At 64.8% G+C, this 23,759-nt stretch carries 18 protein-coding genes and 3 tRNA genes; 16 read left to right on the top strand and 5 right to left on the bottom strand.

Annotation, left to right across the window (positions count from 1 at the left end; genetic code table 11):
• The 6 genes from ilvC (at window position 1) to pbpG (ending at window position 6,716) form a co-directional block, all read left to right on the top strand.
• Window positions 1–1,017, top strand: a complete 1,017-nt coding sequence (gene ilvC, locus JI745_RS03865; protein ID WP_201803883.1) for a ketol-acid reductoisomerase — start codon at window positions 1–3, stop codon at window positions 1,015–1,017.
• The gene (locus tag JI745_RS26890) at window positions 975–1,142 is read left to right on the top strand and encodes a hypothetical protein (RefSeq protein ID WP_404932796.1); all 168 of its coding nucleotides are present in this window, start codon (window positions 975–977) and stop codon (window positions 1,140–1,142) included. Before ilvC ends, JI745_RS26890 begins: the two co-directional genes overlap by 43 nt.
• Window positions 1,135–1,959, top strand: a complete 825-nt coding sequence (gene pssA, locus JI745_RS03860; RefSeq protein WP_201812324.1) for a CDP-diacylglycerol--serine O-phosphatidyltransferase — start codon at window positions 1,135–1,137, stop codon at window positions 1,957–1,959. The genes JI745_RS26890 and pssA overlap by 8 nt, the downstream gene beginning before the upstream one ends.
• Window positions 1,960–2,149: 190 nt before the next feature.
• Entirely contained in the window at window positions 2,150–3,847 is a 1,698-nt protein-coding gene (gene leuA / locus JI745_RS03855; protein WP_201803881.1) for a 2-isopropylmalate synthase, read from the top strand.
• A 34-nt stretch (window positions 3,848–3,881) separates the two neighbouring features.
• Window positions 3,882–5,423, top strand: coding sequence for a 2-isopropylmalate synthase (locus JI745_RS03850; RefSeq protein WP_201803879.1), 1,542 nt, complete (start codon window positions 3,882–3,884; stop codon window positions 5,421–5,423).
• Between the two features lie 126 nt (window positions 5,424–5,549).
• Window positions 5,550–6,716, top strand: coding sequence for a D-alanyl-D-alanine endopeptidase (pbpG, locus tag JI745_RS03845; RefSeq protein WP_310738744.1), 1,167 nt, complete (start codon window positions 5,550–5,552; stop codon window positions 6,714–6,716).
• 62 nt (window positions 6,717–6,778) lie between these two features.
• Here the strand turns inward: pbpG and JI745_RS03840 are convergent, their stop codons facing one another.
• Genes JI745_RS03840 through hpnC form a run of 4 tightly spaced genes read right to left on the bottom strand, consistent with a single transcriptional unit; the run spans window position 6,779 to window position 10,546 of the window.
• Window positions 6,779–7,546 carry an IclR family transcriptional regulator gene (locus tag JI745_RS03840; protein ID WP_201803878.1) on the bottom strand — a complete coding sequence of 256 codons (768 nt, stop codon included), beginning with the start codon at window positions 7,544–7,546 and terminating at the stop codon, window positions 6,779–6,781.
• 44 nt (window positions 7,547–7,590) lie between these two features.
• The gene (hpnE, locus tag JI745_RS03835; protein WP_201803877.1) at window positions 7,591–8,856 is read right to left on the bottom strand and encodes a hydroxysqualene dehydroxylase HpnE; all 1,266 of its coding nucleotides are present in this window, start codon (window positions 8,854–8,856) and stop codon (window positions 7,591–7,593) included.
• Window positions 8,856–9,692, bottom strand: a complete 837-nt coding sequence (gene hpnD / locus JI745_RS03830) for a presqualene diphosphate synthase HpnD (protein WP_201803876.1) — start codon at window positions 9,690–9,692, stop codon at window positions 8,856–8,858. Before hpnD ends, hpnE begins: the two co-directional genes overlap by 1 nt.
• The gene (gene hpnC / locus JI745_RS03825) at window positions 9,689–10,546 is read right to left on the bottom strand and encodes a squalene synthase HpnC (RefSeq protein WP_201803875.1); all 858 of its coding nucleotides are present in this window, start codon (window positions 10,544–10,546) and stop codon (window positions 9,689–9,691) included. The genes hpnD and hpnC overlap by 4 nt, the downstream gene beginning before the upstream one ends.
• Before the next feature lie 162 nt (window positions 10,547–10,708).
• Between hpnC and JI745_RS03820 the strand changes: the two genes are divergently transcribed.
• The 9 genes from JI745_RS03820 (at window position 10,709) to JI745_RS03780 (ending at window position 21,535) form a co-directional block, all read left to right on the top strand.
• On the top strand, window positions 10,709–11,845 hold the full coding sequence (locus JI745_RS03820) for an efflux RND transporter periplasmic adaptor subunit (protein WP_201803874.1): 1,137 nt from the start codon (window positions 10,709–10,711) through the stop codon (window positions 11,843–11,845).
• 12 nt (window positions 11,846–11,857) lie between these two features.
• Window positions 11,858–15,013 (top strand): efflux RND transporter permease subunit, encoded by a 3,156-nt coding sequence (locus tag JI745_RS03815; protein ID WP_310738476.1) that lies wholly within the window; start codon window positions 11,858–11,860, stop codon window positions 15,011–15,013.
• An 87-nt stretch (window positions 15,014–15,100) separates the two neighbouring features.
• Window positions 15,101–15,187 (top strand) — tRNA-Leu (locus tag JI745_RS03810).
• Between the two features lie 32 nt (window positions 15,188–15,219).
• Window positions 15,220–16,527, top strand: a complete 1,308-nt coding sequence (gene tig / locus JI745_RS03805) for a trigger factor (RefSeq protein ID WP_201803873.1) — start codon at window positions 15,220–15,222, stop codon at window positions 16,525–16,527.
• A gap of 145 nt (window positions 16,528–16,672) precedes the next feature.
• The gene (gene clpP / locus JI745_RS03800; protein ID WP_310738475.1) at window positions 16,673–17,296 is read left to right on the top strand and encodes an ATP-dependent Clp endopeptidase proteolytic subunit ClpP; all 624 of its coding nucleotides are present in this window, start codon (window positions 16,673–16,675) and stop codon (window positions 17,294–17,296) included.
• A gap of 130 nt (window positions 17,297–17,426) precedes the next feature.
• Complete coding sequence (gene clpX, locus JI745_RS03795) at window positions 17,427–18,695, top strand: ATP-dependent Clp protease ATP-binding subunit ClpX (RefSeq protein WP_201803871.1); 1,269 nt, start codon at window positions 17,427–17,429, stop codon at window positions 18,693–18,695.
• 103 nt (window positions 18,696–18,798) lie between these two features.
• Entirely contained in the window at window positions 18,799–21,225 is a 2,427-nt protein-coding gene (gene lon, locus JI745_RS03790; protein ID WP_201803870.1) for an endopeptidase La, read from the top strand.
• 93 nt (window positions 21,226–21,318) lie between these two features.
• A tRNA-Gly gene (locus tag JI745_RS03785) sits at window positions 21,319–21,394 on the top strand.
• 67 nt (window positions 21,395–21,461) lie between these two features.
• Window positions 21,462–21,535, top strand: a tRNA-Cys gene (locus JI745_RS03780).
• A gap of 69 nt (window positions 21,536–21,604) precedes the next feature.
• Here JI745_RS03780 and JI745_RS03775 read toward each other — a convergent pair.
• Entirely contained in the window at window positions 21,605–22,219 is a 615-nt protein-coding gene (locus tag JI745_RS03775) for a hypothetical protein (protein WP_201803868.1), read from the bottom strand.
• Between the two features lie 209 nt (window positions 22,220–22,428).
• Here JI745_RS03775 and JI745_RS03770 point away from each other — a divergent pair, with 209 nt between their 5' ends.
• Window positions 22,429–23,739: a UDP-N-acetylglucosamine 1-carboxyvinyltransferase gene (locus tag JI745_RS03770; RefSeq protein ID WP_201803866.1), complete on the top strand. Its 1,311-nt coding sequence runs from the start codon at window positions 22,429–22,431 to the stop codon at window positions 23,737–23,739.
• Window positions 23,740–23,759 lie beyond the last annotated feature (20 nt).

The raw sequence follows: 23,759 nt of genomic DNA, 5'->3' as shown, positions 1-23,759 counted from the left end.
ATGAAGGTTTATTACGACAAGGACGCCGACCTCAGCCTGATCAAGGGCAAGAACGTCGCCATCATCGGCTACGGCTCGCAAGGCCACGCGCACGCGCAGAACCTGAACGACAGTGGCGTGAAGGTCACCGTCGGCCTGCGCAAGGGTGGTGCTTCCTGGGGCAAGGTCGAGAAGGCCGGCCTCAAGGTCGCCGAAGTCGCTGACGCGGTCAAGGCTGCCGACGTCGTCATGATCCTCCTGCCTGACGAGCAGATCGCGGCCGTGTACTACAAGGACATCGAGCCGAACATCCGCCAGGGCGCTTCGCTCGTCTTCGCCCACGGCTTCAACGTGCACTACGGCTTCGTGACGCCGCGTGCTGACCTCGACGTCTGGATGGTCGCCCCGAAGGCGCCCGGCCACACCGTGCGCGGCACCTACACGCAAGGCGGCGGCGTGCCGCACCTGATCGCCGTGCATGCCGACAAGTCGGGCAAGGCGCGTGACCTCGCCCTGAGCTACGCCGCGGCCAACGGTGGCGGCAAGGCCGGCATCATCGAGACCAACTTCCGTGAAGAGACCGAGACCGACCTGTTCGGCGAGCAAGCCGTGCTGTGCGGCGGCACCGTCGAGCTGATCAAGGCGGGCTTCGAGACGCTGACCGAAGCGGGCTACGCGCCCGAGATGGCCTATTTCGAATGCCTGCACGAGCTGAAGCTCATCGTGGACATGATCTACGAAGGCGGCATCGCGAACATGAACTACTCGATCTCGAACAACGCCGAGTACGGCGAGTACGTCACCGGCCCGCGCGTCGTGACCGAAGAGACCAAGAAGGTCATGAAGCAGGTGCTGAAGGACATCCAGACCGGCGACTACGCCAAGAGCTTCATCCTCGAGAACAAGGCTGGTGCGCCCACGCTGCTGTCGCGTCGCCGCCTGATGGCCGAGCACCCGATCGAACAGGTCGGCGAGAAGCTGCGCGCGATGATGCCGTGGATCAAGAAGAACAAGCTGGTCGACCAGAGCAAGAACTGATCGGTCGAGCCTGCCCGCACGAGACGCCGCAAGGAAAACCTTGCGGCGTTTTTGCTGGGGGCTGCTGTATCCTCCTTGCCTTGGTTTTCGCCACTCTCACTGACGCAGATGAACGACATGCATGACGGCGTGCAACCCGTGGCCGACGCAGACGAAGCGCCTGCGCGCCCGCGCCGCAAGGGCATCTACATCCTGCCAAACCTGTTCACGCTGGCTGCGCTCTTTGGCGGCTTCTACGGCATCGTGATGGCGATGAACGGCCGCTTCGAGCAAGCGGCCATCGGCATCTTCTGCGCGATGGTGCTCGACAGCCTCGATGGCCGCGTCGCCCGCATGACCAACACGCAGAGCACCTTCGGCGAGCAGATGGACAGCCTGTCCGACATGGTCTCGTTCGGTGCGGCGCCTGCGCTCATCGTCTACGAATGGGCGCTGAAGGGCCTGGGCAAGCTGGGCTGGATCGCGGCTTTTGTCTATTGCTCATGCGCCGCGTTGCGCCTGGCCCGCTTCAACACCAACCTGGGTGTCGTCGACAAACGCTTCTTTCAAGGACTGCCCAGCCCCGCAGCCGCAGCCCTCGTCATGGGCTTCATCTGGTTGATGGACGACTCGGGCTTCAAGGTGGCGCTGACCGGCGACTGGCTGCGTTGGACGGCGTTCGGCTTCGCCCTCTATGCCGGTCTCACGATGGTCACGAACGTCCCGTTCTACAGCTTCAAGGACGTGAGCTTCAAACGCTCGGTGCCCTTCATCGTCATCGTGGCCATTGCACTGGGCATTGCCTTCATCACCTTGCATCCACCGTTGGTGTTGTTCGGCCTGTTCGTGATCTATGGCTTGTCCGGCTATGGGGTCTATGCATGGAAGCGCATGAAAGGCCGTCCGGTGAGCGTTATTGCCACCTCGATGGACGAGCCCGACGAAGAAGGCCTGCACCGCTGAAGAAAACGCTGATATATTCGCCGGCATGACGTTTTCGATCTCCCTCGCGCTAGTTCTACTAGAGGTGCCACGGGCTCGCTGATCGTTCACGTCCATCGTTTTCGTTCTCAACGGCCCGTTTGCAACCAGCATCGGGCCGTTTTGCATTTGGGTTTGCTGGTTGCCGTTCAACTCTCTTCAGGGGATGACCATGTTGAAGCAACCGCAGCAGAAGTACCGACCGTTTGCACCCATCGGCCTGCGTGACCGCACCTGGCCGGATGCCGTGCTCACCGAAGCACCGATCTGGCTCAGCACCGATCTGCGCGACGGCAACCAGGCGCTGATCGAGCCGATGGACGTGTCGCGCAAGCTGCGCATGTTCGAGATGCTGTTGCGCATCGGCTTCAAGGAGATCGAGGTCGGCTTCCCATCCGCGTCCCAGACGGAGTTCGACTTCGTACGGATGCTGATCGAGCAGGACCTGGTGCCGGACGACGTGACGATCCAGGTGTTGACGCAGGCGCGCGAGCCGTTGATTCGCCGCACCTTCGAGTCGCTCAAGGGCGCGAAGCGCGCCATCGTGCACCTCTACAACGCCACCGCACCGGTGATGCGCGACGTGGTGCTCGGCCTCGACCAGGATGGCGTGGTCGCGCTGGCCGTGGAGCATGCGCAGTTGATGAACCGGCTCGCTGCGGAGCAATCCGAGACCGACTGGCGCTTCGAGTACTCGCCCGAGACCTTCTCCGACACCGAACTCGTTTTCGCCAAGCGCATCGTCGATGCCGTCACCGAGGTGTGGCAGCCGACGCCGGAGCGCAAGTGCATCATCAACCTGCCGACGACCATCGAGCGTTCGACACCGAACATCTTCGCAGACATGGTCGAGTGGATGCACCGCCATCTGGCCCGTCGTGACTGCATCGTGCTGTCCGTCCACCCGCACAACGACCGCGGCACGGGCACGGCGACCGGTGAATTCGCGTTGATGGCGGGTGCCGACCGCATCGAAGGTTGCCTCTTCGGCAATGGCGAGCGCACCGGCAACTGCGACCTGGTGAATATCGCTTTGAACCTCTACACGCAAGGGGTGTCGCCGAACCTCGACTTCTCCGACATCGACGAAGTGCGCCGCTGCGTCGAGCACTGCAACCAGCTTCCGGTGCACCCGCGCCATCCGTACGTGGGCGACCTGGTCTACACCTCGTTCTCCGGCTCGCACCAGGACGCGATCAAGAAGGCCTTCGCCGCGCGCAAGGAGGGCAATGTCTGGAACATGCCTTACCTGCCGATCGACCCCAAGGACCTCGGCCGCAGCTACGACGCGGTGATTCGCGTGAACAGCCAGTCGGGCAAGGGCGGCATCTCGTATCTGCTCGAAAACGAATACGGCCTCGAGCTGCCGCGCCGCCTGCAGATCGAGTTCAGCCAGGTCGTGCAGGCCGTGATGGACGATACCGGCAAAGAGCAGACAGCCGCCGAACTGTGGAACATCTTCCAGCGCGAGTACAGCGCTGCGGGTGCCTGGGATGCGCAGGTCGTTCACGCGTCTATCTCGCCGGTTGCCGACGGGCAGGTGAAGCTTTCGACCAGCGTCTACGTCGATGGCCGAGGCCTCAAGGTCGAAGGGCAGGGCACCGGGCCGATCGAAGCCTTCGTCGAGGGCGTGAACCGCCAGCTGGCGAGCAAGGTGCGCGTGCTCGACTACCACGAGCACTCGATCGGCAGTGGTGCCGATGCCAAGGCCGTGGCCTACCTGGAGCTGCGTGTCGGTGACAGCCTCACGCTCTTCGGCGTGGGCATCGACGCCAACATCGTCTCGGCATCGCTGAAGGCCATCACCTCGGGCCTGCACCGTGCCCGTCGGCAAGGCAAGTTGCAGTTCGCCCAGGCCGCGCTCGCCTAACATCGCGGTAAACACAGTTCACGAGGAGCACCCCATGACCGACAAACTCATCATCTTCGACACCACCTTACGCGATGGCGAACAGTCGCCTGGGGCCTCGATGACCAAGGACGAGAAGCTGCGCATCGCGCGTCAGCTCGAGCGGCTGAAGGTCAACGTGATCGAAGCGGGTTTCGCCGCTTCGTCCAACGGCGACTTCGAGGCCGTGCGCGCGATCGCGCAGGCGATCAAGGACAGCACCGTCTGCTCGCTGGCCCGCGCCAATGACCGTGACATCTCGCGTGCCGCCGAGGCGCTGAAGGGCGGCAACTCGACGCGCATCCATCTCTTCCTCGCGACGAGCGCGCTGCACATGGAGAAGAAGCTGCGCATGACGCCCGACCAGGTGTTCGAACAGGCGCGACTGTCGACGCGCTTCGCGCGCAATCTGTCGGAAGACGTGGAGTTCTCGCCCGAAGACGGCTACCGCTCCGACCCCGACTTCCTCTGTCGCGTCCTCGAAGCCGTGATCGACGCCGGCGCGACCACTATCAACATCCCCGACACCGTGGGCTATGCGATCCCCGAGCTCTACGGCAACTTCATCCTCGACCTGCGCAAGCGCATCCCCAATTCCGACAGGGCGATCTGGTCAGTGCACTGCCACAACGACCTGGGCATGGCGGTGGCCAACTCGCTGGCGGGGGTGAAGATCGGCGGCGCACGCCAGATCGAGTGCACGATCAACGGCCTGGGTGAGCGTGCCGGCAACTGCGCGCTGGAAGAGGTCGTTATGTCGGTGCGCACGCGGAAAGACTACTTCGGCCTTTCACTCGACATCGACACCTCGCAGATCGTTGCCGCCTCACGCCTGGTCTCGCAGACCACCGGCTTCGTCGTGCAGCCCAACAAGGCCGTGGTCGGCGCCAACGCCTTCGCGCACGCCTCCGGCATCCACCAGGACGGCGTGCTCAAGGCGCGCGACACCTACGAGATCATGCGCGCCGAAGACGTGGGCTGGACGGCCAACAAGATCGTGCTGGGCAAGCTCTCGGGTCGGAACGCCTTCAAGCAGCGCCTGCACGAGCTGGGCATCGAGATGGAGTCCGAAGCCGAGATCAATGCAGCCTTCGCCAAGTTCAAGGAGCTGGCCGACCGCAAGAGTGACATCTTCGACGAGGACATCCTCGCGCTCGTGATGGACGAGTCGGTGACCGCCGAGCACGAGCACTACCGCCTGCTCGCGCTGTCGCAGCGCTCCGAGACAGGCGAACGGCCGCACGCGAAGGTTGCCTTCGCGGCGGGTGACCAGGAACTGCACGCCGAGAGCGACGGCAACGGCCCGGTCGACGCCAGCCTCAAGGCGATCGAGACGCAGGTGAAAAGCGGGGCAGAAATGCTCCTTTATTCGGTGAATGCCATCACCTCGGGCAGCACAGAATCCCAGGGCGAGGTCACTGTGCGGCTTCAACACGGCGGGCGCGTCGTCAACGGTGTGGGGTCTGATCCTGACATCGTCGTCGCGTCGGCCAAGGCCTATCTCTCGGCCTTGAACAAGCTGCACAGCAAGAACGAGCGCGTTGCGGCGCAGGGGTGATAAATGTCACACACCTGACAACACCTAGAGGCCGACTTTAGGAAAAACGCGCAAGTTTTTGATCTTGCGAGGTTTTTTCTGGTGGCCTACACTCGGGCGACCGAGCGTGAAAGGGTAGTTGTCGTGGTGCGTTTCACTTCCAGATCGGCGTCGTCTCTGCTGCGTGGCCTGATTGCCGTGGTGATTGCCGCCGCTGTGCCCCTGTCAGCGGGCGCGGCAGCCAAGCCTGCCAAGAAGCGCGCCGTGGCGGTTTCCAAGGCTCCGATCAAGTCCAAGACCGTGGTGGTGCGCGCCAACGTCAAGCGCACCAGCCTGCGCCACCGTGTGGTCGTTCCTGCCCGTCCTTCGTTCGGCCAGATCTATGGCCTGCACTCGGCGGAAGACCCGCTCGACCTGAAGTCCAGCGTGGCCCTGGTGATGGACCAGGACACCAATGAGGTCCTCTTCAGCAAGAACCCGCAGGCCGTGTTGCCCATCGCGTCGCTGACCAAGCTGATGACCGCGCTGGTGGTGGCCGAGGCCCGCCTGCCGATGGACGAGGTGCTGACGATCTCGCAGGACGACGTCGACACCGAGAAGGGCAGCCACTCGCGCCTGAAGGTCGGCACGCAGCTGACGCGCGGCGAGATGATGCATCTCGCGCTGATGTCTTCCGAGAACCGCGCCGCCCACGCCCTGGGCCGCCACTACCCCGGCGGGCTCGACGCGTTCGTCGCGGCCATGAACCGCAAGGCCATCGAGCTCGGCATGCCGGCCACGCGCTATGTGGAGCCGACCGGCCTGTCCAGCCGCAACCAGTCGAGCGCCCGTGACCTCGCGACCTTGGTCAAGGCGGCCTACCGCTACCCCGTGATCCGCGAACTGTCGGTGTCGCCTGAGCACCAGGTGGCCGTCGGCCAGCGCCACCTGCAGTTCCGCAACACCAATGGCCTGGTGCGTGACCCCGAGTGGGAGATCGGCCTGCAGAAGACGGGCTACATCTCCGAAGCCGGTCGTTGCCTGGTGATGCAGGCGAAGCTGGCCGGCCGCCAGCTGATCATGGTGTTCCTTGATTCGGCCGGCAAGTATTCGCGCATCGGCGATGCCGAGCGCGTGCGCAAGTGGGTCAACGAGCACATCAGCGCGGCCGCTCCGACGCCCGTGCGTGCCCCTGCCCTGGTGCCTTCGATCGTGCCACCGATCGCTCCGCTGCTGCCCGCTGCGCCGGTGGTGGCCCCTGCGGCTGTCGTGCTGCCCGAGGCCGCGGAAGAGAAGGCCCGCGAGATCATGGAAATGCCGAAGCTCACCTCCTGAGTTCCGCCCCGTTCAAACGCAAAGGGCCTGGCACTGCCAGGCCCTTTGCTTTGGGGCATCGATCAGGCGCGGTGCCCGAGTGCCGAAGAGATCTGCAGGGCAGTGGACTTCAATCTCTCCAGCCAGGCCTCTTCCAACCGGTCGGCGGGCGCCGAGATCGACAGGCCCGCCACGAGCTTGCCCTGGTCATCCAGGATGCCGGCGGCCATGCAGCGCACGCCCAGCTCCAGCTCTTCATCGTCGCGCGCGGTGCCGTATTGCAGCACCTTGGAGAGCTCGCGCTCCAGGTTGTTGACGTCGGTGATGCTGTTGCGCGTGTGGCCGGCCAGGCCGGTGCGCGTGGCATAGGCACGCACCCGCTGCGGGTCGTCGTGCGCGAGGAAGAGCTTGCCGACAGAGGTGAGATGCAGCGGGGCACGGCCGCCGACCGCGCGGACCACCTGCATGCCCGAGCGTTCGCTGTAGGTGCGCTCGATGTAGACGATCTCATCGCCCTGTCGCACCGACAGGTTCACCGGCTGGTGCGTCAGCTTGTGCAGCTCACGCATGGGGCCGAGGGCGGCGTCGCGCACGTCGAGTCGAGCCTTCACGAGGTTGCCCAGCTCCAGCAGGCGCATGCCGAGGCGGTAGCTCCCTGCCTCGGGACGGTCGACATAGCGGCCGACGGTCAGATCGTTCAGGATTCGGTGGGCGGTGGAGGGGTGGAGGCCGGTCTGCTCGCTGATGAGTTTCAAGGAGACCGGGTCCTGGTGCGAGGCCAGCAGGTCCAGCAGGGCAAACATGCGTTCCAACACCTGGATCGCCGGTTTTTGATCCTCTTTGCTTTTCATGCGGGCATTCTCCCCCGATTCATGCTCGTTTTGCATCGCGAAAATCAGACGACCATGCCGGCAGCGCGCCCCGAGCGGGTGGCGCCTTCGAGCGTGGCCGGGTAGGGGCCCTCGACGTAGTCGCCGGCGGCGAGCAGCCCTGCTGCAATGTGCTGGGCCGGCCGGCGCAGCCCGGGCGTGCAGAGGAAGGTCGCGCGCTTTTCCGTGGTGGTGCGCAGCCGCTGCAGGGGTGGCCCACCGAAAGCGGCATGCGCTTGCCGCAAGGTGGCCTCTTCGACGGCACTCATCCCGCGCGCGACCCACTCGGCCGCACCGCTGACCACGAGGGCGATGACCCCAGCCGGCCCCCCCAGCGCGCCGAGATCGAAGGCGAATTGCGCGGGATGCCCGTCGTCGCTGCGCAGCGCCATCATCGGTTGTGGCAGTCGTTGCGGGGCAGATTGCTGCGCGTAGACCGTGACGATGGGCTCGTAGCGCAACTCGGCGGCTTGTGCCGACCAGGTGGGGGCGATCGTGGCCGTCAAGCGTGCGGCTTCATTGGCAGTGCAGGCGAGCACGACGGCATCGAAGGTCTCGCCATCGAGTTGCCAGCCATCTTGAGCTGCCGCGAGACGCTCGACCCGCCTCGACAGGTGCACCGTCGCACCGGATGCCTTGAGCCAGCGCGCCGCAGGCGCGGGCCAGAGCTCGCTGAGGCGCTGTCGCGGCAGCAGCAGGTCGGCCGAGCCGGGGCCGGAGAAGAGCGCATCCTTCAGCACGCGCAGGAAGACGGCGGCGCTGGCCTGAGGCGCCGGCGTGTTCAGCGCCGCCACGCACAGCGGGTCCAGCAGCTCATCGCGCACCTTGGGCGGAAGCCGGGCGGTCAGCTGCGACACCGTGAGCGAAGCATCGCAGCGAAAGCGCTTCAGGGCCCACGCCGTCGAGGCCGTCAGCATCGCCCGCTTCTCCCGCCAACCCCACCCGGGGTAGCGCAGCACCGCGGCCGCGAAAGTGACGAGTGGCGACCCCGGTTGCAGCTGCAGGCCGGCACCATCGGGGTAGGTGACCTTCAGCGGCGTGCGCAGCAGCGCTTGGTCGAGGTCGACGCCGACGAATCGCATCAGCGACAAGGTCTGCGAATACGCGCCGATCAGGATGTGCTGGCCGTTGTCGAGCAGGGCATCGCCGAAGTCGACGGCGCGCGCACGGCCCCCAAGCTGAGGCGCCATCTCGTAGAGCGCGACGTGCTGGCCGCGCCGTGTGGCTTCGACCGCTGCCGCGAGACCCGCCCAGCCGCCCCCGACGACGGCCACCCGCCGTGCAGCGGCCATCAACGGCCTCGCCAGTTCGTGCGCGCCGCGATCCACAGCTTGCGCACGGGCGTGAGCGAGATGCGCTGGTGCAGCACCTGGAAGCCGCCGGCCTCGATCTCGCGCAGCAGCGTGCGGTAGATGTTGGCCATCATCAGCCCCGGCTTCTGCGTCTTGCGGTCGGCCTCGGGCAGCAGCGCGAGCGCCTCGTCATAAATGCGGTGCGCACGCTCGGCCTGGAATTTCATCAGTGCGGTGAAACGCTCGCTGTAGCCGCGGTTCAGCACCTCGTGGGCCTTCACGTCGAAGCGCTGCAGTTCCGACACCGGCAGGTAGACGCGGCCACGCCGCGCGTCGTCGCCCACGTCGCGGATGATGTTGGTGAGCTGCATCGCCAGCCCGAGCTTGTGCGCGTACTGCACGGTCGAGGCCTCGGTGCGGCCGAAGATGCCAGAGGCCACTTCGCCCACCACGCCGGCCACCAGGTGGCAGTAGCGCTCGAGGCCAGGGAAGTCGAGATAGCGCGACTGCTCCAGGTCCATCTGGCAACCCTCGATCACGGCGATGAGGTGCTCGGCGCGGATGTCGTAGTCGGCGATGTGCGGCATCAGCGCCTTCATCGCAGGGTGGCTCGGCTGGCCGCCGAAGCTGCTTGCCACCTCCTTGCGCCACCACGCGAGCTTGGTGGCGGCGACGCCGGGGTCGTGCACTTCGTCGACGACATCGTCTACCTCGCGGCAGAAGGCATAGAAGGCCGTGATGGCCGCACGGCGCGGCGGCGGGAGGAAGAGAAAGGCGTAGTAGAAGCTCGACCCGCTGGCCGCGGCCTTCTCCTGCACGTATTGCTCGGGCGTCATGGGCGGGCCTCCCGCAGCGACGCGGTGGTACGCGGCTTCATGCGAAGCGCACGCCAGAGCAGCAAGGGCGCGTCGTACCAGCGCAGCGTGGGTCGGGTGTGCAGCGTGTCGTGCTGCAGGTGCTCGATCTTCTCCAGGATGCGCAGGCCCCCTTGCACGACGAGGCGCAGCTCCCAGCCGGCGCGGCCGGGAATGGTGTGCACGAGCGGGGCGCCTTCGAGCATCATGCTCCGGGCCCAGGCCACCATCTCGGCCACGAGGGCGCGCATCGATGGCGAGTCTTCGCGTGCGAGGAATGCGCTGAGCCGGATGCCGTGGCGTGAGAGATCGGCCATCGGGATGTAGGCGCGGCCGCGGGTGGTGTCGATGCTCAGGTCCTGCCAGAAGTTGATGAGCTGCAGGGCACTGCAGACGGCATCGGACTGCTGAAGCGAGCGCGCATCGCGGATGCCGTAGAGGTGCAGCAGCAGGCGGCCCACGGGGTTGGCCGAGCGGCGGCAGTAATCGAGCACGCCTGCGCGGTCCGCGTACTGGTGCTGGCGGACGTCTTGTTCGAAGGCGGAGATCAGGTCTTCAAGCAGGTCCAGCGGCAGCTGGTGCTGGTCGAGCGCGCGTTGGAGCGGCGTGAACACATCGGCCCAGCGAGGCGCTGGTGCGGTGCCGCGGGCCACGGCCCGCAGTTCTGCCCGGTAGGCCTGCAGCTCGGCGCCCCGGTCCTCGGGAGAGGCCTCTCCTTCGTCGGCGATGTCGTCTGCCGTGCGTGCAAACCAGTAGATCGCGGCCACGGCCGGGCGCAGCGCAGGCGGGCACAGCACCGAAGCGACCGGGAAGTTTTCGTAGTGATCGATGCTCATGAGAGGCGCGCATTGTCGCTGTGAGCGGTGCCCGTGCCGATGGCGACATTTGCCGCAACGCGCGCGCCAGTTGCGCAAAAGTCATTTGACAGGGCAGGGTTTGCCTGAATACATTACTGACCAGTCAGTCAGTTGCGTAAACCCGATCCAGTCGAGGCTCTCATGCGTCCTACCCTGCTCGTTCCGTTGCTCAGCGTGGCCGTTCTGGCGGCTTGCACCAAGGCCGAACCGCTCTCGGAGCCGGTCCGGGCAGTGCGCACGACGACCATTTCGACCGACAGCGCCGGCGGCACCTATGAGTACGCGGCCGAGGTCCGTGCTCGTACGGAGTCGCGCCTGGGCTTCCGCGTCGGCGGGAAGGTGGTGCGCCGTGTCGTCAACGTGGGCGACTCCGTCAAGGTCGGCCAGGTGCTGGCGCAGCTCGATCCGCAAGACCTGAAGCTCGGCCAGGCGGCCGCGCAGGCGTCGCTCGTCGCGGCGCAAGCCAACCTCGACCAGAGCCAGGCCGATTTCAAGCGCTTCAAGGAGCTGCGCGACCAGGGCTTCATCAGCTCAGCCGAGCTGGAGCGTCGAGAGACGGCGCTCAAGGCCGCCCAGGCCCAGTTCGACCAGGCCCGTGCCCAGGCCAGCGTGCAGGGCAACCAGGCCGGATACACCACGCTCGTGGCCGATGCCAACGGCGTGATCACCGGTGTCGATGCGGAGCCGGGCATGGTGGTGGCCGCTGGTGCGCCCGTCGTGCGCCTGGCCCATGACGGCCCGCGGGACGTGGTGTTCAACGTCCCGGAAGACAAGGTCGGCCTGTTGAAGAGCCTGGCCGCACAACCGTCGCGGCTGAAGGCCAGGCTCTGGGGCTCGACCGAGACCTTCCCGACGCAGATCCGCGAGATCGCCGCTGCGGCCGACCCGGTGACCCGCACCTTCGCGGTCAAGGCCGACCTGGGCCAGACGCCTGCCACCGCCGCGGTGCGCCTGGGCCAGACCGCGACCATCGTGGCCGAGCTGCCACGCCAGGCCGGCGTGACCAAGCTGCCGCTGTCGGCGCTGCGTGAGTCGCAGGGGCAGACGAGCGTGTGGGTGGTCGACAAGGCGACGATGACGGTGTCGTCCAAGCCGGTGCAGCTCGCCGGTGCCGAGGGCAACGAGGCAGTGATCACCGGTGGCGTGAGCGCCGGCGACGTCGTCGTGACGGCCGGCGTGCACGTGCTCAACCCGGGCCAGCAGGTGAAGTTCTACGTCGACCCGACCGCGCCTGCCACGGCGGCGGCGAACGTCGGCACCTCCGTGGCCGTGAAGTAAAGCGAGGCCGGTGTGAGCGATGCATCTCCCGCCGTGCGCGCGGCGCGGTTCAACATTTCAAAGTGGGCGCTGGAGCACCCGGCGCTGACGCGTTATCTGCTCGTGGTGCTGATGGTGCTCGGCGCCGCGGCCTACTTCCAGCTGGGGCAGGACGAGGACCCGCCGTTCACCTTCCGCGCGATGGTCGTGCGGGCCTACTGGCCGGGCGCCACGGCGCAGCAGGTCGCCGAGCAGGTGACCGACAAGCTCGAGAAGACGCTGCAGGAGGTGCCTTACGCCGACAAGATCCGCAGCTACTCCAAGCCGGGCGAGACGCTGATCATCTTCCAGCTGAAGGACTCGACGCCGCCCAAGGACGTGCAGCAGATCTGGTACACGGTGCGCAAGAAGGTGGGCGACATGCGCGGCACCTTGCCGGGCGGTGTGGCCGGGCCGTTCTTCAACGACGAGTTCGGCGATGTGTACGGCTCGATCTATGCGCTCTCGAGCGACGGCTTCACCTATGACGAGCTGAAGGAGCACGCCGACCAGGTGCGCCAACGCCTGCTCAAGGTGAAAGACGTCAACAAGGTCGAGGTCTTCGGCGCGCAAGACGAGAAGATCTTCATCGAGATCTCGCAGAAGCGCCTGGCGCAGCTGGGCATCGACTTCAATGCCGTGCTTGCGCAGCTGGGACAGCAGAACGCAGTCGAGTCGGCCGGCGTCATCAACTCGCCGAGCGACTACGTGCAGGTGCGCGTGGGCGGGCAGTTCAACTCGGTCGAGCAACTGAAGAACTTTGCCATCCGCGCCAACGGGGCCAGTTTCAAGCTTGGTGACATCGCCGATGTGAAGCGGGCCTACGTCGACCCGCCGCAGGTGAAGGTGCGCCACCAGGGCAAGGAGGTGATCGCGCTCGGCATCTCGATGGCCAAGGGCGGCGACATCATCGAGATGGGCCAGTCGCTCAAGAAGGCGACCGACGCCATCCGCGACGACCTGCCGGCGGGCATCACGATGCACCAGTTCCAGAACCAGTCGACGGTGGTCGCGCGTTCGGTGAACGAGTTCGTCGGCGTGCTGATCGAGGCGGTGGTGATCGTGCTGGCGGTGAGCTTCGTCAGCCTGGGCCTGCACTTCAAGCCCTTGCGCCTCGACTGGCGCCCGGGCCTGGTGGTCGGCATCACCATCCCGCTCGTGCTGGCCATCACCTTCGTGACCATGTTCTATTGGGGCGTGGGCCTGCACAAGATCTCCCTCGGCTCGCTGATCATTGCGCTCGGCCTCTTGGTCGACGACGCGATCATTGCGGTCGAGATGATGGTGCGCAAGCTGGAAGAGGGCTACGACAAGGCCCGTGCTGCGACCTTCGCGTATGACGCGACGGCGATGCCGATGCTGACCGGCACGCTGATCACCGCGGTCGGCTTCCTGCCGATCGGCTTGGCGAAATCGACGGTTGGTGAATACACCTTCGCGATCTTCGCGGTGACGGCCGCGGCGCTGCTCATCTCGTGGTTCGTCTCGGTCTACTTCGTGCCGTATCTCGGCACGCTGCTGCTCAAGACCAAGCCGCATGCCGACAGCGACCAGCCGCACGAGCTTTTCGACACGCCGTTCTACACACGCTTCCGTTCGCTGGTCGACTGGTGCGTGAAGCACCGCTGGATCACCATCGGCCTGACCGTCGGCACCTTGGGGCTCGGGGTTGTTGGCATGAGTAAGGTGCAGAACCAGTTCTTCCCCGATTCGAACCGGCTCGAACTGCTGGTCGACCTGTGGCTGCCGGAAGGTTCGTCGTACAGCGCCAACGAAGCGATCACGAAGAAAGTGGAAGCGCGCCTGATGAAGCTGGAAGGCGTGGACCACGTGACCACCTGGGTGGGCAGCGGCGTGCCGCGCTTCGCGCTGGTGCTCGACCAGATCTTCCCGCAGACCAACGTCAGCCAGATCGTGCTGCTGCCGAAGGACCTGGCTGCACGCGAGAAGCTGCGCCACGAGCTGCCCGAGCTGCTCGCGACCGAATTCCCCGAAGTGCGGGCGCGGCCCAAGCTGCTGCCCAACGGGCCGCCGGTGCCTTACCCGGTGCAGTTCCGCGTCGTCGGGCCGGACCCGGCCCAGGTGCGCGCCTATGCCGATGAGGTGAAGGCGATCATGTTGAAGAACCCCAACATGCGCGGCGTGAACGACAACTGGAACGAGTCGGTCAAGGTATTGCGCCTGGAAGTCGACCAGGACAAGGCACGGGCGCTGGGTGTTTCCAGCCAGGCCATCGCGCAGGCGGCGCGCACGCTCAACAGCGGCACGACCGTCGGCCAGTACCGCGATGGCGACAAGCTGATCGACATCGTGTTGCGCCAGCCGTTGGAAGAGCGCAAGGCGATCACCGACCTGGCCAATGCCTACGTGCCCACGACCACCGGCCGCAGCATCCCGCTGGGGCAGATCGCCAAGGCGAACTTCGTGTGGGAACCGGGCGTGCTGTGGCGCGAGAACCGCGACTACGCTGCGACGGTCCAGGGCGACATCGTCGAAGGCCTGCAGGGGGCGACGGTGACGGCACAGCTCGACCCGCTGTTCGCGCCCATCCGCGCCAAGATGCCCGCAGGCTACCGCGTGGAAGTGGCCGGTGCGGTGGAGGAAAGCAGCAAGGGCCAGGGCTCGATCGCGGTCGGTGCGCCTCTGATGCTCTTCATCATGTTCACGCTGCTCATGCTCCAGCTGCAGAGCTTCAGCCGCGCGATGCTGGTGTTCCTGACCGGGCCGCTGGGCATCGCTGGTGTGGCAGCGGCGCTGCTGCTGCTGAATCGGCCGTTCGGGTTCGTGGCGCTGCTCGGCGTGATCGCGCTGATGGGGATGATCATGCGCAACTCGGTGATCCTCATCGACCAGATCGAGCAGGACCGCGCCCGCGGCGTGCCGACCTGGGACGCAGTAGTCGAAGCCTCGGTGCGGCGCTTCCGCCCGATCATCCTGACGGCCGCGGCGGCCGTGCTGGCGATGATCCCGCTGTCGCGCAGCGTCTTCTGGGGCCCGATGGCGGTGGCCATCATGGGCGGCCTGATCGTCGCGACGGCACTCACGCTGCTGGCCTTGCCCGCCATGTATGCGGCCTGGTTCCGCGTCAAACCTGCGGGGCAGGAACAGAGTAAGCAGGAAGAGGGCGGAAGGCTCGCCACAAGCGGCTAAAATCCGCGGTCCCCGAATTCGGCCGGATCAGTGTGACGGGGTCGCAGGTACTCGGTACAGCGACCCCGAAGCACTTTTCAGGCACCCGCGCGGGTGGCGAAATTGGTAGACGCACCAGGTTTAGGTCCTGACGCCAGCAATGGTGTGCGGGTTCGAGTCCCGCCCCGCGCACCAGCCTTATCCAAACCAGAGAGTCCGTACACATCATGGCTGTCACTGTTGAAACCCTCGAAAAGCTCGAACGCCGCATCACGCTGACGCTGCCGGCCGACACCATCAACAACGAGGTGCAGTCGCGCCTGAAGCGCCTGGCCCGCACGGTCAAGGCCGACGGGTTCCGCCCCGGCAAGGTGCCGATGAGCGTGGTGACCCAACGCTATGGCTACTCGGTCCACTACGAGGTGATGAACGACAAGGTCGGCCAGGCTTTCGAGCAGGCCACCAACGAAGCCAAGCTGCGCGTCGCCGGCGCGCCGCGCATCACCGAGAAGGAAAACCCGCCCGAGGGCCAGGTCGCTTTCGACGCGACCTTCGAGGTCTACCCCGAAGTGAAGCTGGGCGACATCTCCACCGCCGAAGTCGAGCGCGTGAGCGCTGAAGTGACCGACGCTGCCATCGACAAGACCCTCGACATCCTGCGCAAGCAGCGCCGCACCTTCGCCCAACGCGCCCAGGGCGACGCTGCCGGTGAAGGCGACCGTGTGACCATCGATTTCGAAGGCAAGATCGACGGCGTGCCCTTCGACGGCGGCAAGGCCGAGGGTTTCCAGTTCATCATCGGCGAAGGCCAGATGCTGGAGCAGTTCGAAAAGGCCGTGCGCGGCATGAAGGCCGGCGAATCGAAGACCTTCCCGCTGCAGTTCCCCGAGGACTACCAGGGCAAGGACGTGGCCGGCAAGGAAGCCGACTTCCTCGTCACTTTGAGCAAGATCGAGTCGCAGAACCTGCCCGAAGTGAATGAAGCGCTGGCCAAGAGCCTGGGCATTGCCGACGGCACCGTGGCTTCGTTGCGCGCCGACATCAAGAAGAACCTCGAGCGTGAAGTGAAGTTCCGCGTGCTGGCCCGCAACAAGGCCGCCGTGATGGACGCCGTGGCCAAGACCGCCGAGCTCGACCTGCCGACCGCACTGGTGGCCAACGAGACCGCCCGCATGATCGAGTCGGCCCGTGCCGACCTGAAGAAGCGCGGCATCAAGGACGCCGACAAGGCCCCGATCCCGGAAGAAATCTTCAAGCCGCAGGCCGAGCGTCGTGTGCGCCTGGGCCTGGTTGTCGCCGAACTCGTGCGTGCCAACAACCTGCAGGCCAAGCCCGAGCAGCTGCAGGCCCACATCGAGGAAATGGCGCAGAGCTACGAGAAGCCGGCGGAAGTCGTTCGCTGGTACCTCAGCGACCGTGAGCGCATGGCCGAAGTGGAAGGCGTGGTCATCGAGAACAACGTCACGGAGTTCGTGCTCAGCAGGGCCAAGGTCACCGACAAGGTCGTGCCGTTCGACGAGCTGATGGCCGGCTGATCGACCGCGATCGGCGAGGAAAGGGCGCCAGCCGGCACGGCGGGGCGCCCTTTGTTTTTCCATCGATCACTTTTCTGTGTCGCCTCTCTTGACGCGACATAATCAAGCCCAACCTGTAGGCATCACTTCTGAAGGACGCAACGGCATGAGCGCGCTGGACACTCTGGGTTTGGGCATGGTGCCCATGGTCATCGAACAGTCGGGCCGCGGCGAGCGCGCCTATGACATCTACAGCCGCCTGTTGCGCGAGCGCATCGTGTTCCTGGTCGGCCCGGTGAACGACCAGACCGCGAGCCTGGTCGTCGCGCAGTTGCTCTTCCTCGAGAGCGAAAACCCCGACAAGGACATCCACTTCTACATCAACTCGCCGGGCGGCTCCGTGACGGCCGGCATGGCGATCTTCGACACGATGGAATTCATCAAGCCCGATGTGTCGACCATGTGCGTGGGCATGGCAGCCAGCATGGGTTCGTTTCTGCTGATGGCCGGTGCCAAGGGCAAGCGTTTTGCGCTGCCGAATGCCCGCGTCATGATCCACCAGCCCTCGGGCGGTGCTCAGGGCCAGGCCACCGACATCGAGATCCATGCCCGCGAGATCCTCAAGACCCGCGAGCAACTCAACAAGGTCTACGCCGAGCGCACCGGACAGCCGATCGAGAAGATCCGCGCCGACATGGAGCGCGACTTCTTCATGGACCCGGAAGAGGCCAAGAACTACGGCCTGATCGACCAGGTGCTCAACAAGCGTGCCGGTCCGTCTGCCAGCTGAGGCAAACGGACAGGGGCCAAGGCCCGTAACTGCGACTGAAACGGGGCCTTTTTTGCGATCAAGGCCCCGTTTTCTTTTGCTCTATCATTGAACCGACTCCCTCTATCAAGCGCTCGTGCGACCCACCTAAATGGCCGAGAAAAAAGGCTCCTCCAGCGAGAAAGTCCTGTACTGCTCCTTCTGCGGCAAGAGCCAGCATGAGGTGAAGAAGCTGATCGCCGGTCCGTCGGTGTTCATCTGCGACGAGTGCATCGAGCTGTGCAACGACATCATTCGCGACGAGGTGCCGGCGGATACGCCGGAAGCCCGCGCCGCCAAGTCTGATTTGCCGGTTCCGGCCGACATCAAGGCCAGCCTGGACCAATATGTGATCGGGCAGGACACGGCCAAGCGCACGCTGTCGGTTGCGGTCTACAACCACTACAAGCGCCTCAAGCACATGGCCACGTCGAAGGACGACGTGGAGCTGGCCAAGAGCAACATCCTCCTGATCGGCCCGACGGGCTCGGGCAAGACGCTGCTTGCGCAGACGCTGGCTCGCCTGCTCAACGTGCCCTTCGTGATCGCCGACGCCACCACGCTCACCGAAGCCGGCTACGTGGGTGAAGACGTCGAGAACATCATCCAGAAGCTGCTGCAGAACTGCAACTACGACGTCGACAAGGCCCAGCGTGGCATCGTCTACATCGACGAGATCGACAAGATCTCGCGCAAGGCCGACAACCCGTCCATCACCCGCGACGTGTCGGGCGAGGGCGTGCAGCAGGCCCTGCTCAAGCTTGTGGAAGGCACCATGGCGTCTGTGCCGCCGCAGGGTGGCCGCAAGCACCCGAACCAGGATTTCCTGCAGATCGACACGACCAACATCCTGTTCATCTGCGGCGGGGCCTTCGACGGGCTCGAGAAGGTCATCCAGAACCGATCCGAGAAGTCGGGCATCGGCTTCGGTGCCACGGTGCATTCAAAGAGCGAGAAGCGTGTTTCCGAGGTGTTCCGCGAGGTCGAGCCTGAAGACTTGATCAAGTTCGGCCTGATTCCCGAACTGGTGGGCCGCCTGCCGGTCGTTGCGACCCTGGGTGAGCTGACCGAAGACGCCCTTGTGCAGATCCTGACCGAGCCGAAGAACGCGCTCGTCAAGCAATACCAGAAGCTTTTCGCGATGGACGGCGTCGAACTCGAGATCCGCCCGTCTGCTCTGAGCGCCATTTCCAAGAAAGCCCTGGCCCGCAAGACCGGCGCCCGCGGCCTGCGCTCGATCATGGAGCTCTCCTTGATCGACACGATGTTCGAGTTGCCCACGCTGGACGGCGTGGCCAAGGTGGTGCTCGACGAGCACACCATCGAAGAGAACGCCAAGCCCCTCTTGGTGTATCGAGAACAGGCTAAAGCCAGTGCCTGACGCGCCTCTGAGACTGAGGACCCTGAATAGCCTGCGCCTATCGGGCAGGTGTCTTGCAATTGATCCCTCGAGCCCTATGTGGGCCTGAGAAAGAGAGGTTCCTATGTCCGGACATCCTGTTTTGCCCGCTGAGCCCATCACCATGCCGCTGCTTCCGCTGCGGGATGTGGTGGTCTTCCCACACATGGTGATCCCGCTGTTCGTGGGTCGGCCGAAGTCCATCAAGGCGCTGGAAGCGGCGATGGAAGCGGGTCGTCAGATCATGCTGGTTGCGCAACGCGCCGCCGGCAAGGACGAGCCCAAGCCCGACGACATGTTCGAGGTGGGTTGCGTCTCCAGCATCCTGCAGATGCTGAAACTACCCGATGGCACGGTGAAGGTGCTGGTCGAAGGCATCCAGCGCGCCAACACCCACAGCATCAGCGACAACGGTGAGCACTTCGTGGCCGAAGTGACCCCGGTGCCGCCGGAGACCGACTCCAAGCCCGAGGTCGAAGCCCTGCGCCGCGCGGTGACGCAGCAGTTCGACCAGTACGTCAAGCTCAACAAGAAGATTCCGCCGGAGATCCTGACCTCCATCGCGGGCATCGATGATGCCGGCCGCCTGGCCGACACGATTGCGGCGCACCTGCCGCTGAAGCTGGAAAACAAGCAGTCGGTGCTCGATCTCTTCGCCGTGGACAAGCGGCTGGAGAAACTGCTCGAGCAACTCGAGCACGAAGTCGACATCCTCCAGGTGGAGAAGCGCATCCGTGGTCGCGTGAAGCGCCAGATGGAGAAGAGCCAGCGCGAGTACTACCTGAACGAGCAGGTCAAGGCGATCCAGAAGGAACTCGGTGACGGCGAAGAAGGCGCCGACATGGAGGAGCTGGAAAAGAAGATCATCGCCGCGAAGATGCCGAAGGAGGCGCGCAAGAAGGTCGATGCCGAGCTGAAGAAGCTCAAGCTGATGTCGCCCATGTCGGCCGAAGCGACCGTTGTGCGCAACTACATTGACACGCTGATCAACCTGCCCTGGACCAAGAAGACCAAGATCAAGCACGACCTTTCGCATGCCGAGGAAGTGCTGAACGAGGACCACTACGGCCTCGAGAAGGTCAAGGACCGCATCCTCGAGTACCTCGCGGTGCAACAGCGAGTCGACAAGGTCAAGGCGCCCATCCTGTGTCTGGTCGGCCCTCCTGGCGTGGGCAAGACCTCGCTCGGTCAGAGCGTGGCGCGCGCTACTGGGCGCAAGTTCGTCCGCATGGCGCTGGGCGGCATGCGGGACGAGGCCGAGATCCGCGGCCACCGCCGCACCTACATCGGATCGATGCCGGGCAAGGTGCTGCAGAGCCTCTCGAAGGTCGGCACGCGCAATCCGCTGTTCCTGCTCGACGAGATCGACAAGCTGGGAATGGATTTCCGTGGCGACCCGTCGTCGGCGCTGCTGGAAGTGCTCGACCCCGAGCAGAACCACACCTTCAGCGACCACTACGTCGAGGTCGACTTCGACTTGAGCGACGTGATGTTCATCGCCACCTCGAACTCGATGAACATTCCGCCGGCCCTGCTGGACCGGATGGAAGTGATCCGCCTCTCGGGCTACACCGAGGACGAGAAGGTCAACATCGCGACGCGCTACCTGCTGCCCAAGCAGCGCCAGAACAACGGCGTGAAGGACGAAGAACTCGACGTCACCGAATCGGCGGTGCGCGGGATCATCCGCTACTACACACGTGAAGCCGGCGTGCGTTCGCTCGAACGCGAGGTGTCGAAGATCTGCCGCAAGGTGGTCAAGGGTCTGCAACTCAAGACCTACACCGGTCAGGTGGTGGTGACCGAGGAAAACCTCAACGACTTCCTCGGTGTGCGCAAGTTCACTTATGGCCGCGCTGAAAACGCGAACCAGGTCGGCCAGGTGGTCGGTCTCGCGTGGACGGAAGTCGGTGGTGACCTGCTGACGATCGAAAGCGCTGTGATGCCTGGCAAGGGCAACATCATTCGCACCGGCTCGCTGGGCGACGTGATGAAGGAATCGGTCGAAGCAGCACGCTCTGTCGTGCGCAGCCGTTCACGCCGCCTCGGCATCAAGGACGAACTCTTCGAGAAGCGCGACATCCACATCCACGTGCCCGATGGTGCCACCCCAAAGGACGGCCCGAGCGCCGGCATCGCGATGACCACGGCCTTTGTTTCCGCGTTGACGGGCATCCCGGTGCGTGCCGACGTGGCGATGACGGGCGAGATCACGTTGCGTGGTGAAGTTACGGCGATCGGTGGTCTGAAGGAAAAACTCCTCGCAGCTCACCGCGGTGGCATCAAGACGGTGCTGATCCCGGAGGAGAACACCAAGGACTTGCAGGACATCCCCGAGAACGTGAAGAACCATCTCGAGATCGTGCCGGTGAAGTGGATCGACCAAGTGCTCGAGGTTGCGCTCGAGTCGGCGCCGCAAGCGCTGTCAGAAGAAGATCCTCCGAAGGTCGATGCGGAAACCGTGAAGCCGGTTGATGCGCCCGCCGTCAGTGGCGATTCGCTGAAACACTGAGTTGAAAGTTGCCCCGGTCTTGCAGGCCGGGGCATTTTTCCCTTATACTTTCAGCTTCAGTTGATTCGAGCAGTTGAGTCGATTGAAACCCCTGCGGGATTAGCTCAGTTGGTAGAGCGATACCTTGCCAAGGTATAGGTCGAGAGTTCGAGCCTCTTATCCCGCTCCAAATTCAAAAGGGAAGCTTCGGCTTCCCTTTTTGCCAAGGCAAAAGGCCTTTGGCCGCCACAGTCAACGGCGCGGTAGCAAAGCGGTTATGCACCGGATTGCAAATCCGTGTAGGTCGGTTCGACTCCGGCCCGCGCCTCCAGACATGCAGCTCAGAAAAACGCCCCGTTCACCGGGGCGTTTTGCTTTCCATGGCGCGTGATTCAGGCCGTCATTCGAACGCCTGCACGGCGACCAGCTTGCCGTTGCCCGGCTCGAACTCACAGCGGTAGTTGAACTGCACAAGGTTCATGCCCGGGGCACGTTGCACCGCGCCAATGCCTTCCAGGCTGGCGCGCCCACCAGGGGCAGGGCGGAGCTGTCGTGAGTCGGAGCCGAAGGCGATGCGGCCCACACGCGGGTGTTTGCTCTTGAGTGTGGCGGCCACGGCCGTTTCACACGCTTCGGGTGACACGCTGAGCAGGTCCGGTTGCCACTCCTTTTCTTCGCTCGCACGCGGGCCGGCGGCGTCACGAAACACGATGCCCGAGGTGGCGCCCGTCTTGTCGTTGTAGGCGCAGCCGTAGGTGAAGGGTGTCGCGGCGCCAGCGGCGTTGCGGTAGCGGCCAGCGCCCTTGATGTCGGTTTCTTCACCGGTGGTGGGCGACAACACGCGCTTTTCCTTGTTGAACTGAACGTCGCTCGCGTTGCGGCCACGCATTTCCTTGATGGTGTCAGTGACAGCCGCTTCGCAACTGTCCGCGGCCTTGGCGCCATCGGCAGGCATGGCGGCGTGCGCGGCGCTGCCGATCGCGAGCATGAAGTAGAGAGGTAGAAGAGTCTTCATCGGATGGACTGCGAGAAGCGGTTGATCGGCATGTTGTCGTGTTTTGCCTGCAGCGGCAAGAGAACGAGCCCTGAGCGTTTGGAGTCGAGACGAGCCGGCCGGTTCACCGAGGCTTCACACAAGGTCGTGCGGCTTCATCGCGCCTTCCCACGGCTGCCGGAAGCTTCCGAGCAAGCTGCCTCATCGGGTGGCGTACCGGAGCCCAAACTGTGACTTCCTCTTCCCATGTCGTCGTCCACGGTGGCGCGCCCTTGACGGGCCGGATCGACCCGTCGGCCAACAAGAATGCGGTGCTGCCCATCTTGTGCGCGACGCTGCTCACTCGCCAGCCCGTGCATTTGCGGGGCGTGCCCGACATCACCGACGTTCGCAAGATCCTGCAGTTCTTCGAGTCCATCGGCAGCGAGGTGCATGCCGACTGGGTGCGCGGCATCGTCGGCCTGCACCATCGGCACAGCATGTTCGATGCACGTCGACACCGCCTGCCCTTGGAGATGCGGTCTTCCATCATGCTGGTGCCGCCGTTGCTCGCGCGCTTCGGCGAGGCGCGCATCGAAGCCGAGGTGAAGGGCTGCACGCTCGGGGTGCGCGAGATCGATCCGCATGTGGAGACCCTGCGCTGCTTCGGCGCCCACATCGAGCAGGGCGACGATGCCTTCATCGTGCGCTGTGACGCTCCGTTGCGTGCGGCCGAACACTGGCTCGACTACGCTTCCGTCACCACCACCGAAAACTTCGTGTTGTGCGCGGCACTCGCCAGCGGGCGCTCGGTGCTGACCAACGCCGCCTGCGAGCCGCATGTACAGGAATTCTGCGAGTTCATGTGCCGTCTGGGAGCCCACATCGAAGGCATCGGCACGTCGCGGCTTGTGATCGAAGGTGTCGACGCACTCGGCGGCACCGAGTTCCGGTTTGCTGAAGACTTTCATGAGGTGACCACCTTCCTCGCCCTGGGCGCCATCACAGGTGGCGAAGTCACGGTGCGCAACTCACGGCCCGAACACTTCCCGCTCATCGACCGCAGCCTCGCCAAATTCGGCGTGCACGTGACTCACCGCGATGGCTGGTCGCATGCGCGCGTGCAGGGCGGCTTGAAGGTGGCCGAGCCCTTCACCCGGAACATGCTGCAGAAGATCGAAGCCGCCCCGTGGCCCTATCTGCCGGTGGACTTGCTTCCGATCTTCATGGCCTTGGGCGCGCGCGCCGAGGGCAGCGCGATGTTCTGGAACAAGGTCTACGACGGTGCGATGGGCTGGACCTCCGAGCTGTCGAAATTCGGTGCGCATGTGTTCCTCTCCGATCCGCACCGTGCCATCAGCTTCGGCGGCCGCCCGCTTGCGCCGGCAGAGGTGGACAGCCCCTACATCATCCGCGTGGCCATCGCCTTGCTGATGGTGGCGGCAAGCATCGAGGGCCGCTCGGTGATCCGCCATGCCGCGCCCATCCGGCGAGCCCACCCGCGCTTCGTGGAGAACCTCTCTGCACTCGGGGCGCAGATCGAATGGACGGAGCGCCCCTGAGCCCTGGGCATCCTTCAAGG

Origin of the sequence: Piscinibacter sp. HJYY11, assembly GCF_016735515.1 — a bacterium.
Lineage (GTDB): Bacteria > Pseudomonadota > Gammaproteobacteria > Burkholderiales > Burkholderiaceae_C > Rhizobacter.
This window is presented reverse-complemented; position numbering and strand designations above follow the sequence as displayed.